Genomic DNA, 15,962 nt, shown 5'->3' with positions numbered 1-15,962 from the left:
CTGCCGCGTCGGCAAAGTCGAGTTCTGCCCGGTCTGCATAGGCCCGGGCATCGAAGAGGCCGCCTTCCAGGATCGCCGCGATGTCCGCCGCCTCCGTTCGCGGGCCGCGATCGGAAACTGGAGTGGAGTCAGAAGCCATGAGAGAACCTTAACGCGAGGATGCCGGCGCGAGGGACGCGATGCCGGCCAGGAAATCTGAGGGCGTCGGGTGCGGCTGCCGCTGGCCAGAGAGGGATGTCGGGAAGGTCATACGTGCGCGTATCAGAGGCGCGCTTGTTGTGGCGGATCACGCCCGCAGGCCGGTCTTCCTTGCTTTCGTCCCGCATCGAATCATAGGGTTATATCGGGCGTTCGGTAACGGCAACCGGGGAATGGGATATGCGTCGGTGCTGTGTCGTGGGCGGAGGCGGGTTCATCGGCGTGAACTTGGCCAATCACCTCGCAGGATCGGGCTGGCAGGTATCTAGCTATGGAAGATCGCCTCCGACAGGCTCGCTTGATGCCCGGGTACGCCATGTGGCCGGCGAGTTCACGGACACCGCCGCCCTTCTGCCGGCAGTCGAGGGATGCGATGCCGTGTTCCACCTCATCGGCAGCACACCGGCGCGCGCCGAGGCCGATCGCATCGGCGACATCGAGAGCAACGTCCTCAACACGCTACGCCTCCTCGATGCCGGTGCCGCCGGTGCGTTCGGCAGGATCGTGTTCGTCTCGTCGGGCGGCACGGTCTATGGCTCTCCCGAACAGATCCCGATCCCTGAGACCGCGCATCAGTGGCCGACCTGCTCCTATGGCGTAAGCAAGATGGCCATCGAGCGCTACCTGAGCGTCTACCACCGCATCTATGGCCTCAGTTACGCCATTGCCCGTGCGAGCAACCCCTTTGGGCCTTACCAGCGGTACGGGACGGGCCAAGGCGCGGTCGCGGCGCTGCTTCACTGCGCGCGGACGGGCGAGCCGTTCACGATCGTGGGCGACGGTACGGTCATGCGCGACTATTTCTATGTCGAGGACCTCGCCGGGGCGCTCGCCGGCCTAGCCGTCTACAAGGGGGACGCTCACGTCTTCAACATCGGCAGCGGCATCGGCACGAGCCTCAACGCGCTGGTGATGCTTGTCGAAAGCGTGACCAGCCGGGTCATCACGCGCCGGTACCAGCCGGGACGGGCGATCGACGTGCCGGTCAACGTGCTTGATGTGCATCGCGCCGCAACGGAGCTGGGATGGACGGCGCAGACCCCGCTCCGGGTCGGGCTGGCGCGGACGTTCGACTGGATGTCGCAGCAAGAGCGGCATGATGGCGATTGATGATCCGATCATCGCTCGCCAGGGAGCCGACGCTCTCCGGCACGAACTAGACTTGGGGCGTGTGTGGGCGCGCGATTGGCTGTTCACCGCCGCCTTGCCGTTGTGGTTCGACCGGGGAGCGGACCATGGTCGGGGAGGATGGTTCGACAAGCTGGATCGCCATGCGGGCCCGGTGGACGTGCCCAAGCGGCTGCGCGTGCAAGCCCGCCAGGCATTCGTCTTCGCGGAAGCCGGCCGCTTGGGCTGGGACGGCCCCTGGCGCGAAGCGGTGGTCCACGGCCTGGGTTTCATGTTGGGGAAGTTCAAGCGGCCGGACGGCTTGTTCCGGGCTTCGGTGACGCGGGACGGCGTGCCCGTCGTCGATGCGCCCGACCTTTACGACCAGGCATTCGCCCTGTTCGCCATGGCCGCCGGCTATGTGGCGCTGAACAGGCCGGCCGCGCTGCTGGCGGAGGCGGAAACGCTGCTGGAACGGCTGGAGCGGGAACTCGGTCATCCCCGAAACGGCTTTGAGGAGGCGCGGCCTCGCACGTTGCCCCTTCGATCCAATCCGCACATGCACCTGCTCGAGGCGTTGCTCGCGTGGGTGGAGGCAGGCGGGGGGCCAGGCTTCGAACGCCGTGCAGATGCGATCATCGACTTGTGCCGGGATCATCTGATCGACCACAACACAGGTTCCATCGGCGAGTTCTACGACGGCGACTGGCGGTTCAACGACGAGACGGGCCACCTGCGCGAGCCGGGCCACCAGTTCGAATGGGCGTTCCTGCTCCACCGTGCCGGCGCGCTTCTGGGTCGCGACCACGCGCCACAATCGAATGGCCTTCACAGGTTTGGCACGGCCCACGGCATCCGCGACGGACTGGCCGTATCCGCGGTCGCCGCGGACGGGGCGCTGGTGGACGGTTCGGCCCGGCTATGGGCCCAGACCGAACGGTTGCGGGCGATGGTCGTGCTTGCCCCTGCCCTCCCCCCGATCGACGCCGCCGCGGCCATGGCCGCGGCGGTCGAAAGCCTCGCGGTAGTACGCCGTTTCCTTGACGTGCCCGTCCGCGGCTTGTGGCGGGATCGGATGGACGCGAACGGCTTCTGGCTGGACGAGCCGGTGCCGGCGTCCTCACTCTATCACATCGTCACGGGTCTGGTGCCGCTGCTCGAGATGCGGGATGGCGGCGCAAGGCCGGCCGGCGATGCTCCGGCGGCACTTGAGCGGAGCGCATGACGATGGACCTTCCCGATTTTGCGGCGATCCGGGTGCTGTGCATCGGTGACGTGATGATCGACCGGTTCGTCAGCGGCCGGGTCGAGCGCATCTCGCCCGAGGGTCCGGTGCCGATCATCCGGATCGACGCGACGCAGAGCGTACCTGGAGGAGCCGCCAATGTCGGGCGCAACGTCTCGGCACTGGGTGGGCGCTGTACGCTGGTGGGCGCGGTGGGCGCGGACGCGGCGGGGGCCGAACTCGGCGCGATGCTGTCGATCTGCGGCCGCATCGATCCGGCGCTGGTGGCGGACGACGGGCGTCTGACGATCGAGAAGATCCGCTTCGTCGCAAGCGGGCAGACGCTGCTGCGCGCCGACCGCGAGGAGCCGCGCGAGGTCTCGGAAAAAGGCGCGCATGCGCTGGTCGCGGCGATCCGCGACCGGATCGCCGACCACCACGTCCTCGTCCTGTCCGACTATGCCAAGGGCGTGCTGACCGACACGGTGATCCGGCGCGTGATCGACGCGGCGATCGATGCGGGCATCCCGGTCGTGGTGGATCCCAAGTCGGTGCGGCTCGCCCGCTATGCCGGTGCCACCGTCGTCACGCCCAACGCCCGCGAAGCCGGCATCGCCACGGGCATCGACATCGACACCGACGAGAGCGCCGCGCGCGCCGCGATCCAGGTGATGCGCGATGCCGCCATCGGCTCGATCCTGCTGACCCGGTCCGAACGGGGCATGACCCTCGTCACCGCCGACGGCGCCGTCGTCCACGTGCCGACCACCGCGCGCGAGGTGTTCGACGTCGTCGGCGCCGGGGACACCGTTGTCGCGACGCTGGCCCTGTGTCTGGGTGCCGGCATGGCGCTGGAGCCCGCCGCACGCATCGCCAACGCCGCGGCCGGCATCGTCGTCGGCAAGCACGGGACGGCGACGGCGAGCCGATCGGAATTGGCCGAAGAGCTGGCGCGCCTGAGCCGCAGCGCCGGCTCTCCGAGCGAAGCCAAGGTGATGTCCCCACTCCACGCAGCGATGTTGCGCCGGCAGTGGGAGCGCGATGGGCTGACGGTGGGATTCACCAACGGCTGCTTCGACATCCTCCATGTCGGCCACGTCGGCATCCTCGAGTTCGCGCGCGCGCAGTGCGACCGCCTGATCGTGGGGGTGAACGACGATGCCTCGGTGACCCGCCTTAAAGGTCCGTCGCGGCCGCTCACCCCGGAAGAGGACCGCGCCCGAATGCTCGGCGCGTTCAGCTTCGTCGACGCGGTCGTCCTCTTCGAGCACGATACGCCCCGCGCGTTGATCGAGGAGCTGCAGCCCGACGTACTGGTCAAGGGAGCGGATTATGCCATCGAGGACATCGTCGGACACGACATCGTGCAGAAGCGGGGCGGCAGGGTGGTGAGGTTCGACCTGGTGCCGGGACGCAGCACCACGGGAACCATCGCCCGGGCGGCCGGGCTCGTGGAGGTGTCGGCATGATCGTCGTGACGGGCGCGGCCGGCTTCATCGGATCGAACATCGTCGCCGACCTGGAAGAGCGCGGCGCAGGAGCGATCGCGGTGGTCGACTGGTTCGGGGAGAACGAGTGCTGGCGCAACCTCGCCAAGCGCCGGGTGGACGCATTCGTCCGGCCGGACCATCTCGATGCATGGCTCCACGGCAACGGACGCGATGTGACGGCCGTCATCCACATGGGCGCGATCTCGGCCACCACCGAACGCGACGTCGACCGGCTCGTCGCCAACAACATCAACTTCACGATCGGACTGTGGGACTGGTGTGCCGAGCACGACGTCCCCTTCGTCTACGCGTCATCGGCCGCGACCTACGGCGGCATCGAGGCCGGCTTCGTTGACGACGACAACGTCGAGGCGATGGCCGCGCTGCAACCACTCAACGCCTATGGGTGGAGCAAGAAGGCCACCGACATCCTCCTGTGCCGCCGCGTCGCCGCGGGCAAGCCGGCGCCTCCCCAATGGGCCGGACTCAAGTTCTTCAACGTCTATGGGCCAAACGAATATCACAAGGGCGAGATGATGTCGGTCGCCTGCAAGATGTTCGACCAAGTGCGACAGGACGGACGGGTGACGCTGTTCCGATCCCACCGGGACGGGATCGCCGACGGCAACCAGCGCCGGGACTTCGTCTATGTGAAGGACTGCACCAGGACCATCCTGTGGCTGCTCGACCATCCGGAATGCAGCGGCATCTTCAACGTCGGGTCGGGAGAGGCCCGCTCGTTCCTCGACATCGCGCAGTCGATGGGCCGGGCGACGAACATACCGGTGGCCGTCGACTTCATCGACATGCCACTCACGATCCGCGATCGATATCAGTATTTCACCCAGGCCGACATGACGAAGCTGCGCGCGCTTGGCATGGACGTGCCGTCGACGACGCTCGAGGACGGGATCGCCGACTATGCGGCCGCCTATCTCGCGCGTGCCGACCGCTATCGCTGATGACGCACTGGACGCGCGAGCGGTGAGCGGCGGCACGATCTTCCTCGATCGCGACGGCACGATCATCGTCGAGCGTGACTATATCCATAATCCTGCGGACGTGGCGCTGGAGATCGGCGCCGCGGCGGGCTTGCGCGCACTGACCGCGGCAGGTTTCCGGCTCGTCGTTCTCACCAACCAGTCGGGGGTCGCGCGCGGGTATTTCGACCTGGCGGCCGTATGGGCCGTAAACCGGCGCGTCGCCGATCTGCTCGATGAGGCAGAGGTGACGATCGCGGGCTGGTACGTTTGTCCCCACGGACCATCCGACGGCTGCGCGTGCCGCAAGCCGCGTCCCGGGCTTGCGTACCACGCGGCCATCGACGGAGGCCTTGCGCTCGCTGGGTCATGGGTCGTCGGCGACAAGCGCTCTGACGTGGAACTGGCCGATGCGATCGGCGCATCCGGCATCCTCGTGACGACCGGTCATGGAGCCGACCACGTCGCCTGGGCGCATGACCTTGGGCACCCCGTCGTCAGTGATCTTGTCGGGGCATCCGACTTCATCTTGGCCGCGGCTGCCTGATCGTGGCGGCCGGCCCCGCCCTGCATGAAGCCCGAAAATGTGGCGCGTCTTGGTTCTTTGTCCTTTAGGGAAGGACGGGTAGATCGGACCGTGATCGCTTGGCTGAGAGGAAGTTCCACATTCACCAGGGTCCGACCGAACAGGCCGTCTCCTCCGCCGAGGCAGATCGGCTGCGGAAAGAGAACATGCGGCTGGTCGAGCGGTTGGCCGACATGGGTCGTTTCCGCGCCGACGAGCAGCGAACGGCCGAGGAGGTCGAGGCGCAGATGGATCGCGCACGCCTCGACCTCGCAGCCGGCGAGCAGCGCCGCGTCCAACTCGAACGGCAACTCGACGAGTTGCGACTCGCCTTAGAGCAGCAAGGCCAGGCGGCGCAGGACGATCGGGACCGGCTCGAGGCGGCGATCGCCCGCCTCAGGCAGGAAGGCGCCGACGTGCCGCTGTTCGACTATGTGCTGAAGGGCGGCGGCTCGGACATGAGGCTGTTCCGCCGTCTGACGTCCGGCGGTAAAGCCGCGATGGCGCGGGGTGATCATGGTCGCGGCGAGGCCCTGCTAAGGCTGGCCGCTCTGCTGCTTCCGATGGATGGGCCGGCCTGGCGTCGGTTTGCTGGCAGTCTCGAGACCTTGGGCGAGTATCCCGCCGCAGCCGTCGCATGGCGCAGGGCGATCGGCGTGGACCAGCACGATGCGGTCGCTTTGTACGGCCTGGGACGGGCGATGGCCGAGGTAGGGCGTCATGACGACGCGCGTGCGGCCATGGAGACGGCGTTCGCGATCGATCCCGGCCTGCCCGGTCTTGGCGAACGTCTCAAGGCGGTCGGCGTCGAGCCGGCCAAGCTGGTGGACCTGGTGCTTTCCTCGCTCTGGTTGCGCGGCAGGGCACGCAAGGGGCTCGTGTCCGGCATCCGTCATCGCCTGGCGCTGCGCAGGGCACGCCATGCCGCAGGCGACGGCCGCCCCCGTTCGGCGACGCGCATCTATGACCGAATGGTGACCCTGTCGGACGATCCGGACGAACTCTTCCGGTATGGCGACGCGATCGCCCGTCTGATGGGCCCCGTCGCCGCGTGCCGCACCTACCTCAAGGCCGTCGCAGCACGGCCGGACGATGGGCGTCTGCGCCGCCGCGCGCTCGACGTCAAACATGATGCGCTTGGTTTCGTGGTCCGGCCGACGGTCGACCTGAGGACCGCCGACGACGGCAGCTTCGTCACGATGTCGGACGACGCGCAGATGCAGCTCGATCCCGACGGTCGCTCCTTCCCGGCGGGCTGGACCTTGATCTCGATCTCGGCGAGCGCACCCGCCGCACCGATCCGGCCGGTCGTTTACGCCTTCCACGGCGAGCTTGGAGCGCAGGTGACGGCGTTCACCTTTCCGCTGATCGAGGGGGAAGCGGAAGTACGATGCCTGCTTCCCTTGCCTGAGGGGATCGATCGGCTTCGACTCGATCCCACTGGTCACGCGGGCGTGACGTTCCGCCTCCACCGCGCAGGCTGGCTGAGCGAAGGCGCGCTCGAAGGGCGCCTCTTCGTACCGCCCCCGGAAGGGCTGGCGTTCGTCGGTGAGGAACCGACGGTCGGCGGCGCGACCGATCCTGTGTCCCGGAGCTTCGTTCTGCGACCGCAGAACGACCTGGCGGTTCTGACCGACGGCTCGTTCGTTTCGACGGGCGAGGACCCGCAGTTCGACGTCGAGGGTGCCAAGGACGTCCTGGGCGGCTGGACATGGATCGACCTGCGGATCGATGGCGTCGAAACGCCCCTCGATCCGATCCTCTACGCATGGACGGAAGGCGAGGTGGTCACCATCCGCCTCCCGGAGATCGTTGAGGGCATCGGCGTGATCCAGGCGCTGGTCCGCCTGCCCGAGCGCGTGTCCCAGCTGCGGTTCGATCCGGCGTGCCGCAAGGGCGTCCGCTTCGGCGCCGTGGCGTTCGGCGCCGGGCCGATGCCGGACGGAAACCGTGTCTTCCTGCCCTGCCCCGCCGGCCCGGCCGCCCAGCCCGGCGCGATACCGACGGCACTGCGTGTGGCTGCCGTCTACTCGGCGCGCCCGCTGGAACAGCTCGAAGCGGTCGGGAACGACCGGTTCAGGACGACCGGCGACGCGCCGCGCGTCGCCATCGAGTCCGATACCGCCGACTTCCCCGCCGGCGTGGTCAGGCTGACCCTGCGGGTGGACGAGGCGGACCAGGCGATCGATGCCGCCCTGTACGCTTCGTGCGAGCCGGACCGATCGCCCTGGGCCTATCGCTTCGGCAGTCTGGCTCCGGGGGTGTCATACGAATACCACCTCGTGTTGCCGGTCGGCGTCCGGGCGCTCCGCTTCGCCTCCGGCGACACGAGGAACGTCACGCTGACCCTTCCTCGGGTCGGATTGCTGCCGCTCGATACGACCGACGAGGCGAGCTACGCCGTCGCGCGTCGCGAGGACATGCCGCCCGACGCGGGTCCGGACGCGATACGGGCCGGTCTCCAGCCGCTCCAGCACCTGGAGGAGTTGGACGGCGTGTTCCGGTCTACCGGACACGATCCGCAATTCCATATCGCGACGGGCGGAGCATTCCCGTGCGGATGGACGGTCGTGACGGTCGAGATGGACGTCGCGGACACGCTGGCCAGACCGATCCTCTACGTGTGGAGCAGCGCGGGTGTGACGGCGATCCAGCTTGCGTCACTCGGCCAGAAAGGACGCGTCCAGCAGCTTGTCCACCTGCCCGACGACGTCTCGACGATGCGCCTCGACCCGACCGACGTGGCGGGAACGTCATTCTCGGCGCCGCAGCTTTCCTTCTCGCCTGCATCGCTGTTCGCGGGTCGCCTCCTTGCGCGCCTGCCTAATGCCGGCCGCCGGGTGGACTATGACACCTGGTGTGACCTCTACGACCGGATCGGTCCGGTGGACCGTGCGCTCATCGGCGAGGCGATCGATCGATTCGCGGACCGGCCGCTGATCTCGATACTGATGCCGGTCTACGATCCCGAGCCCCGCTTCCTGAAGCGCGCGCTTGATACGGTGATCGACCAGATCTACCCCGTTTGGGAGCTGTGCATCGCGGAGGACTGCTCGCGGAACGAGGAGATCCGCACCATCCTACGCGACTACGCGGCGCGAGACGAGCGGATCAGGATCGTCTTCCGGAAAGAGAATGGCCACATCTCGCGCGCGTCCAATTCCGCACTGGAGCTCGTCAGCGGCACGTTCGTCGCCCTGATGGATCATGACGACGAGTTGCCGCCCCACGCGCTCTACCTGATCGCCGACGAGATCAACCGCTTCCCCGACACGGACCTGATCTACAGCGATGAGGACAAGATCGACCAGAACGGCCGGCGCCATGATCCCTATTTCAAGAACGACTGGAACCAGGAGCTCTTCTACTCGCAGAACTGCGTCGCTCACCTGGGCGTCTTTCGTACGGCGCTCGTTCGGGCGGTAGGCGGCTTTCGCGCCGGCTTCGACGGCAGCCAGGACTATGATCTGGTGTTGAGGATCCTGCGCCTCTCGTCGGCCGACCGGATCCGGCACATCCCGCATGTGCTGTACCATTGGCGGATTTTCGAAGGGGTGCGCACCTTTTCGAGCAACAACCCGTCGAACTCGGTCGATACCGCCCGACAAGCGATGAAGGACTATTTCGCGGAGGCCGAGCCCGACAGCGAAGTCCAGCCGATCCCGTATTTCCCCGGATGGTGGCGGATCCGGCGCCCTCTTCCGACCAAGCCGCCGTCCGTCACGATCATCATCCCGACGCGCGACCGTGCCGAATTGGTCAGAAACTGCCTCGACGGTGTTCTCGATCGTACGGACTACCCGGCCGTCGACGTCATCATCGTGGACAATGGCAGCGTCAAGGCGGAGTCCCTGAACTATTTCACGACGATGGCTCAGCATCCGCGGGTAACCGTCCTGCACGATGACGGACCGTTCAATTATTCCCGGCTGAACAACATGGCGGTCGCGCAGGCGGCGGGTGAGTATGTCTGCTTCCTCAACAACGATATCGAGACGATATCACCCGATTGGCTGTCGGAAATGGTCAGCCAGATTCTTCGGCCGGGCGTCGGCGCGGTCGGCACGCGTCTTCTCTATGCCAGCGACACTCTGCAGCACGCCGGCATAACATTGGGCGTGTATGGGATCGCGGCCCACGGCCATCGTCACTTTCCGGGCGACTCCATCGGCTATTTCGGTCATCCGCAGCTGGTCCGGGAAGTGTCCGCGGTCACTGCGGCCGCCCTGTTGATGCCGAAGGTCTTTTTTCGCGCCATCGGCGGCTTCGACGAGGCCGATCTCGCCGTCAGCTACAACGACGTTGACCTGTGTCTGCGTGTTCGGGAAGCGGGGCGCAAGGTCGTCTACACGCCCTTTGCCGCGCTCTACCATCTCGAATCGGCCAGTCGCGGTCTGGACATCAAGCCGGAACAGCTCGAACTGCAGCGTATCGAACGCGGCTACATGACGGCGCGGTGGGAAGGCGCGATCGCCGATGACCCGTTCTACAGCCCCAACCTGACCCTCACCAACGAGGATTACGATCTTGCCTTTCCTCCCCGGGCGTCGCGCCCGTGGCTGACGCAGGGGGACGTCGCGGAGCGACTGGCACGCCTGGGCCAGGCGGCTCTGCCGGTGCCGAGCGAGGCGGCGTTGGCATCGCTTGCGGCGGACACGGTGATCGTGATCGCCGGCGCCGCTCCGTTCGATATGCTGGCGCGGTTGTCCGCCGCGTTCCGCGACGGCCGGCCGAGTCCGGCGGCCATCGTCCTGGTCGACAGCACGGCGCGCATCGACGGTTTTGTCGGCGCCGGCCGCACGGCAGCCTTTCGACGGTCGTGCGATCACGTCCCATTGATCGTCGTCGACGATCCTGGACAGGATCATGACGTCGCAAGGGCCGCCAATCTCGGCCTTGCCCGGGTCGATTCGGATCATCGGCACGTCGTCGTGATCGCGGAGGATTGCGCGTTGACGGACGGCTGGTTCGCCTCGCTCCTGCGGGCCTGGCTTGCCGCGGGGGATCCCGACGGGCTGATCTCGCCGCGCATGTTCGTCCGGGAGAACCGGCCACGCGACGGCGTCCTGACCGACGGCTATCTGGAGATGCCGGCGCGGCAGGTGGCGGCGACGCCGTCGGATATCGGCGAGATGGGTGACGGCTATGCCAACCTGCCCGTTACCGGCCGTCGGGCGCCCGGCGACGTCACGGCCGACGAGGAATTGGAAGCGACGGAACTACCCGCGAGCGGCATGATCCTGGCGCGGCTCGCGGTTCTGCGCGGGGTGGCCGACGACGCCGCGGGAGAACAGGTGTTCGATCCGCTGCTTCTCACCCGGGCGGCGCTGTTCGAGGATCTCGCGCGCCGCCTCGAGAGCAAGGGGGTGCGCTGTCGCGCCACGATGGCGGCGCTGGGCGTGCTGCCCGGCCCACGGCCACGCGACATCGTCCATCTGTGGCAGCATCAGCATGACTATCGTTGGCTCAACCGCAAGGTCCACGGATCCGCCGACGACGGCACGGTGGAGTTCATCTGCCCCTTCCATCGCGGCGACGTGCTCGTCGGAATGCAGGTCGCCCATACCGCCTTTCTCGCCGGGATACCGATCCGGCTCCATGTGGCGGAAAGCCTGCTCGACTGGGTGCTGGCCTTTGATCCGCCGTTCCCCGTCCGCGGCGTGCCTGTGAAGGTGCCCTCCGCCGAGATGACTGCGTTGCACCTGCTTCGTTCCTACGAATATGTCGTCCGCCACCCCGATACCGGTCCTCGCCTCGCCCGATCCCATTTCGCGCGAGGGCTCGATGCGATGCGCAGCAATCTGGCGGGCGTGATGCTGGCGTCGGTGGGGCTGGCGCCGGAGACGCCGCTGGTCGAGCTTCGTCCGGTCACGGACGCCGTGCAGGAGGACGAGGCCGCGACGCTGCTGGCCCCCCATGGCGACCGCGTGATCCTCTTTCATCGCACGGGTGGCTGGGGACTGAAGTCCCTGCCGGACATGGTGCTGGAGCGCTTCGCCTCGACCGTGAAGGCGCAAGGCTTCCGGCTCGTGCAGATAGGTGGCCCGGGCGAGGCGGCCTGCGAGGAAGCCGACGGGATGATCGCCGGAAACTTCGCTCCCGGCCTGTGGGCGGCGCTGTTCCGGCTGGCGGATGCGGTCGCCGGGATCGACAGCTGGACCGCCCATATGGCCGCTATCCTCGATGTGCCTCAAATAACCTTCTATGGTTCGACGCATCCCGACCAGGTGGCCTCGAAACCCCATTTCCGCGCGAGGCGATCGCCTGCCCTGCTGATCGAGCCGACGGTCGCCTGCTCCCCATGCAACTCGCTGGTGTGCCTGATCCAGCCCGAGCCGTTCTGCCCGGGCTACAGCGCGGACCGGACCCGGGTCTCGTTATTCCTGCGCGCTCTGGACCCGATGCCGGCGGAGGAGCGACACGAGGCGTCGGAACGGTCGCCAGAGAGCGACCGGTTTCGCGCTTGATCGCAGCGTAATTGACAACCGGTTGCCGAATGCGCTTGCGTTATCCGGTGATGCCGCCGCTCGCTTGCTTCCTGGCGTCGTCGAGTTCGTTTGGAAAACCCTATGGAAATGCTAGTGAAGCCGGGAGTGCGGCCGAAGCCGCCTGCGCTGCTGGAGCGCGTGGCGAACTGGTTGCGCCATCGCCGCTGGTTCACGATCTTCGTGATCGCACCGACGCTCCTGGTGGCATTGTACCAGGGGTTCGGCGCGTCTGACATCTATGTGTCTGAGTCGCGCTTCGTCATCAAGGCCCCCAGCCAGAAACAGGCCCAGCTCTCGACGATCGCCAGCCTCATCCAGACGACCGGCCTGTCGGGTGGTCAGGAACAGACCAACGAGGTCATGGATTACGTCCGCTCGCGCAACGCGCTCGCCGACCTTGCGAGGCGGATCGACGTCGGGGGCGTGTTCTCTTCCCCGGCCGCCGACATCTTCAGCCGCTACCCGCTGCCGTTCGTCCGCAACCGGTTCGAGAACCTGTACAAATATTACGGCAAGATGGTGGACACCCGCCTCGACCATGACACCAGCACGGCGGTCCTGACCACCAAGGCATTCACGCCCGATGACGCCCACGCGCTCAATGCCGGGCTGCTCGACCTGAGCGAGCAACTGGTCAACAAGCTGAATGCGCGCGCGCAGGACAAGGCCATCGCCGAGGCGCAGCGGTATCTCACCGACGCACAAGCCCGGCTGCGCGCGGCCCGCGTATCGCTGCGGCAATATCGCAACGCCTCCGAGCTGCTGGATCCCGCCAAACAGGCGACCGGGGTGTTGGAAGTGTCGAATGTCCTGATCGGCCAGCAGGCGGCGCTGCGCGCCCAGCTGCAGGCCATGCAGCGGGTCGCGCCGCGCAATCCCTCGATCGCGGCGCTGCGCGACCGGATCGCCGCGATCGGCGTGCAGATCGCCGCTCAGAACGGCCGCGCGGTCGGCACCGGCAGCGGCATCGCCTCCAAACTCAGCCAGTATGAGAATCTCTCGGTGGAGCAGGAGTTCGCGACCCAGATGGTCAACGCGGCCGGCGCCAATCTGGAGCAGGCCCGCACCGAGTCGGAGAAGCAGCAATTCTACCTAGAACGTGTGGTCGAGCCCAATCGTCCCGACGTGGCGTTGCTGCCGCACCGCATCCAGGCCGTGTTCTTCGTGTTCGCAACGGCGCTGTGCATCTATCTGATCGGCTGGATGCTGATCGTCGGCATCCTCGAACACGCGCCGGAGGATTGAGGATGGCGTCGCTGCAACAGGGATGGCGGATACAGCAGCGCGTCATCGTCGCGCTGATGAGCCGCGAGCTCACGACGCGGTTCGGACGCGAGAACATCGGCTTCCTGTGGATCATGGCGGAGCCGCTGCTGTTCGCGGTTCTGGTATCGATCGTGTGGAGCTTCATGAAGGGGCCGGAGGAGCACGGCGTCGCGATCGTGGCGTTCGTCGTCAGCGGCTACCTGCCGCTGACCTTCCTTCGCCATTCCTTCGGCCGGTGCACCAGCATCTTCGTGGCGAACGGCAGCCTGATGTACCACCGCCAGATACGCATCCTCGACTTCGTCTTCGTCCGTGTGCTGATCGAAACGATCGGCGGCATGATGGCCTATTTCTTCATCGGCATCATCCTGATGTACTTCGGCTATTTTCCGGTTCCGAACAACATCGGCCTCATGGTGTCCGGATGGCTTCTTTACACGCTGTTCGTCCTGTCCGTGTGCTTCATCATCGCACCCTTGTCCGAGATGTCGGACGTTTTGGAAAAGGTGCTTCCCGTCACTATCTACCTCTCGATCCCTTTTTCGGGCACTTTCAACATGGCATCGTGGCTGACGCCTCAGGCGCGCGATGTCCTCATGTGGTCGCCGATGGTCAATGCGACCGAAATGATGCGCTACGGGCTGTTTGGCGACGCGGTGCGACCCTATTACGACATCTGGGTTCCGATCGGCGCGTCGCTGGTGTGCATGACGATCGGCCTCGCGCTGTGCCGCCGGGTCCGCCGCACGTTGGTGGTGGAGTGACGGCGCGATGATCGTGTGCGAGGACCTGCACAAATCCTATCGCATGGGTCACGGGCGCAAGCAGGTGCTCAGGGGCGTGGACCTGACGATACGGCCGGGCGACAAGGTCGGTCTGCTCGGTCGCAACGGCGCGGGCAAGACGACGCTGATCAAGCTGATCGGCGGTGTGGAGATGCCGACGTCGGGGCGGGTACGGCGTACCATGTCATGCTCGTGGCCGCTTGGTCTGACCGGCGGGTTCCAGGGCAGTCTCACCGGTTACGACAACGCTCGTTTCATCGCGCGGATCTACGACCATGATTATGCCGACGTGCGCGCCTTCGTCGAGGATTTCACCGAGCTCGGCCGACAGCTCAAGATGCCGGTAAAGACCTATTCGTCGGGCATGCGCGCACGTCTCGCGTTCGCGCTGTCGCTTGCCATCGAGTTCGAATGCTATCTGATCGACGAGGTCATCATGGTCGGTGACAGGAACTTTCAGCAGAAATGCCACTATGAGCTGTTTGACAGGCGCAAGGACCGTTCGTTGCTGCTGGCGTCGCATAGCCCAGAGTTCATCCGCGACTTCTGCAATCGGGCAATGATCCTGTCGAACGGCAAGGCCGATATGTACGAAGACGTCAATCCCGCGCTCGAGACCTATTTCGAGCTCTGATCGATACCGGCCGCCCGATCATTCCCGATAACGACGGCCTTCATGTTTGCCGTGAGCGGCGTAATGGTCCGCGGCATCCTCTCCTGCTGCCGCGACGTCCGGATTGAGCAGGAGGTAGCCCGCGGCATCGAAGTCGGCCGGGAGATCAGCCAGGGAGTCCTCCATGACCGGCTTGGCTGCCGGCGGCATGGCGGGAAGGGTCGCGGACTGAATGGCGGACGTGGCCGGTCGCGGTGTTTGCCTGAACAGGCGCGGCCACGCGCGCCGGGCTTCCGCCTGCGCCTCCCGATACGGCTGGACGGTTTCTCCCAACAGCGTGTTCGGCTCGATCGCGCCGGTCGCGACGTTGGTGATGGTGCGAAGGTCCAACCGGCCGAACGGCTCGTCCGAGAACGCAGGCGTATAGTAGACGCAATCCGCGAAGTAATAGTGACTGACCTGCGACCAGCGCGTCCGCTTCAAATCCGTCCGCACGCTGCCGCCGTGGAGCAGGTTGGCCGCCCAGATCAGCGCCTGGCCCTTGCGCGCCAGGAAGGTCTCGGGCGCGATCCGCTCGGCGTCGACCATCGCGCTCCATACCGCCTCGAACGGCGTCTGCGCGGAGGCATGCGTGCTCTTCCATCCCCGCCGGCCGATCATCGCGTTGCTGAGCACCGGCCATCTGTGCGAGCCGGGATAGTAGACGAGCGGACCGGACTCGGCCGTGATGTCTTCCATCGCCAGCCACACGCCGCACATGAACCGCTCGGGCAGGCTCGAGAAATGGACGGCATCCGTATGCGGGCGCTGCTGTGTGCCGACGGGGAAGTTCAACGTCTGGAACGGGAACGCGCGCCGCCCATACAGCTTGCCCAGCAGCGCGAGGATCTGCGGATTGGCGGCGATGGCCAGCACGTCCGGATCGAACTTCCACGCGTCCTGGATGCGAAGGTTCGCGTTCGGGCCCAGCGCTTCGGGGTCCGACAGGTCCGCGTCGTAGCGCGGTGAAAGGTTCGTCTTGATGCTGTCGATTCGCGCATGGATCGCAGGGTCGGGAAAATCGAACACCGCATAACCACGCGTGTTGAGCTGAACCGCGATGTCCCGTTCGAACGACGACAGCCTCATCGCATCCGGCGACCCGGCGAACAGGGGGGACTCGACCAGCGGCACGCCCGGCAACAGCCTGGACGAAAGTGGTGATGCCGTATCGGGGTAAGGCAAGCTGGACATGGACTTTCCTCG

Annotated in this window: 10 protein-coding genes; 9 read left to right on the top strand and 1 reads right to left on the bottom strand. The window is 66.4% G+C overall.

Annotation, left to right across the window (positions count from 1 at the left end):
• The first annotated feature begins 378 nt into the window (after window positions 1-378).
• From ACFE65_RS07695 to ACFE65_RS07655, 9 genes are all read left to right on the top strand, one after another.
• Complete coding sequence (locus ACFE65_RS07695) at window positions 379-1,308, top strand: NAD-dependent epimerase/dehydratase family protein (protein WP_375381766.1); 930 nt, start codon at window positions 379-381, stop codon at window positions 1,306-1,308.
• Complete coding sequence (locus ACFE65_RS07690; RefSeq protein WP_375381765.1) at window positions 1,298-2,530, top strand: AGE family epimerase/isomerase; 1,233 nt, start codon at window positions 1,298-1,300, stop codon at window positions 2,528-2,530. The genes ACFE65_RS07695 and ACFE65_RS07690 overlap by 11 nt, the downstream gene beginning before the upstream one ends.
• Window positions 2,527-3,999: a D-glycero-beta-D-manno-heptose-7-phosphate kinase gene (rfaE1, locus tag ACFE65_RS07685; RefSeq protein ID WP_375381764.1), complete on the top strand. Its 1,473-nt coding sequence runs from the start codon at window positions 2,527-2,529 to the stop codon at window positions 3,997-3,999. The genes ACFE65_RS07690 and rfaE1 overlap by 4 nt, the downstream gene beginning before the upstream one ends.
• Window positions 3,996-4,982: an ADP-glyceromanno-heptose 6-epimerase gene (rfaD, locus tag ACFE65_RS07680; RefSeq protein WP_375381763.1), complete on the top strand. Its 987-nt coding sequence runs from the start codon at window positions 3,996-3,998 to the stop codon at window positions 4,980-4,982. The genes rfaE1 and rfaD overlap by 4 nt, the downstream gene beginning before the upstream one ends.
• Window positions 4,963-5,547 (top strand): D-glycero-alpha-D-manno-heptose-1,7-bisphosphate 7-phosphatase, encoded by a 585-nt coding sequence (locus tag ACFE65_RS07675; RefSeq protein ID WP_375381762.1) that lies wholly within the window; start codon window positions 4,963-4,965, stop codon window positions 5,545-5,547. Before rfaD ends, ACFE65_RS07675 begins: the two co-directional genes overlap by 20 nt.
• A 98-nt stretch (window positions 5,548-5,645) precedes the next feature.
• Window positions 5,646-12,032 carry a glycosyltransferase gene (locus ACFE65_RS07670; RefSeq protein WP_375381761.1) on the top strand — a complete coding sequence of 2,129 codons (6,387 nt, stop codon included), beginning with the start codon at window positions 5,646-5,648 and terminating at the stop codon, window positions 12,030-12,032.
• Window positions 12,033-12,134: 102 nt separating this feature from the next.
• Window positions 12,135-13,298: a capsule biosynthesis protein gene (locus ACFE65_RS07665; RefSeq protein ID WP_375381760.1), complete on the top strand. Its 1,164-nt coding sequence runs from the start codon at window positions 12,135-12,137 to the stop codon at window positions 13,296-13,298.
• A 2-nt stretch (window positions 13,299-13,300) separates the two neighbouring features.
• Window positions 13,301-14,083, top strand: coding sequence for an ABC transporter permease (locus ACFE65_RS07660; RefSeq protein WP_375381759.1), 783 nt, complete (start codon window positions 13,301-13,303; stop codon window positions 14,081-14,083).
• Window positions 14,084-14,090: 7 nt separating this feature from the next.
• The gene (locus ACFE65_RS07655) at window positions 14,091-14,738 is read left to right on the top strand and encodes an ABC transporter ATP-binding protein (RefSeq protein ID WP_375381758.1); all 648 of its coding nucleotides are present in this window, start codon (window positions 14,091-14,093) and stop codon (window positions 14,736-14,738) included.
• A gap of 18 nt (window positions 14,739-14,756) precedes the next feature.
• On the opposite strand, the gene ACFE65_RS07650 is transcribed toward ACFE65_RS07655, so the two are convergent.
• Complete coding sequence (locus ACFE65_RS07650) at window positions 14,757-15,950, bottom strand: phytanoyl-CoA dioxygenase family protein (RefSeq protein WP_375381757.1); 1,194 nt, start codon at window positions 15,948-15,950, stop codon at window positions 14,757-14,759.
• Between the last annotated feature and the right edge of the window lie 12 nt (window positions 15,951-15,962).

This window comes from uncultured Sphingomonas sp., assembly GCF_964237335.1.
Classification (GTDB): domain Bacteria; phylum Pseudomonadota; class Alphaproteobacteria; order Sphingomonadales; family Sphingomonadaceae; genus Sphingomonas.
Note: the sequence above shows the minus strand (reverse complement) of the source record. Positions and strands in the feature narration are given on the sequence as shown.

Bases quoted from the DNA above. Each gene is read 5' to 3' on its own strand.
- ACFE65_RS07695 (WP_375381766.1), top strand. From the start codon at position 379: ATGCGTCGGTGCTGTGTCGTGGGCGGAGGCGGGTTCATCGGCGTGAAC.
- ACFE65_RS07690 (WP_375381765.1), top strand. From the start codon at position 1,298: ATGGCGATTGATGATCCGATCATCGCTCGCCAGGGAGCCGACGCTCTC.
- rfaE1 (WP_375381764.1), top strand. From the start codon at position 2,527: ATGACGATGGACCTTCCCGATTTTGCGGCGATCCGGGTGCTGTGCATC.
- rfaD (WP_375381763.1), top strand. From the start codon at position 3,996: ATGATCGTCGTGACGGGCGCGGCCGGCTTCATCGGATCGAACATCGTC.
- ACFE65_RS07665 (WP_375381760.1), top strand. From the start codon at position 12,135: ATGGAAATGCTAGTGAAGCCGGGAGTGCGGCCGAAGCCGCCTGCGCTG.
- ACFE65_RS07660 (WP_375381759.1), top strand. From the start codon at position 13,301: ATGGCGTCGCTGCAACAGGGATGGCGGATACAGCAGCGCGTCATCGTC.
- ACFE65_RS07655 (WP_375381758.1), top strand. From the start codon at position 14,091: ATGATCGTGTGCGAGGACCTGCACAAATCCTATCGCATGGGTCACGGG.
- ACFE65_RS07650 (WP_375381757.1), bottom strand. From the start codon at position 15,950: ATGTCCAGCTTGCCTTACCCCGATACGGCATCACCACTTTCGTCCAGG.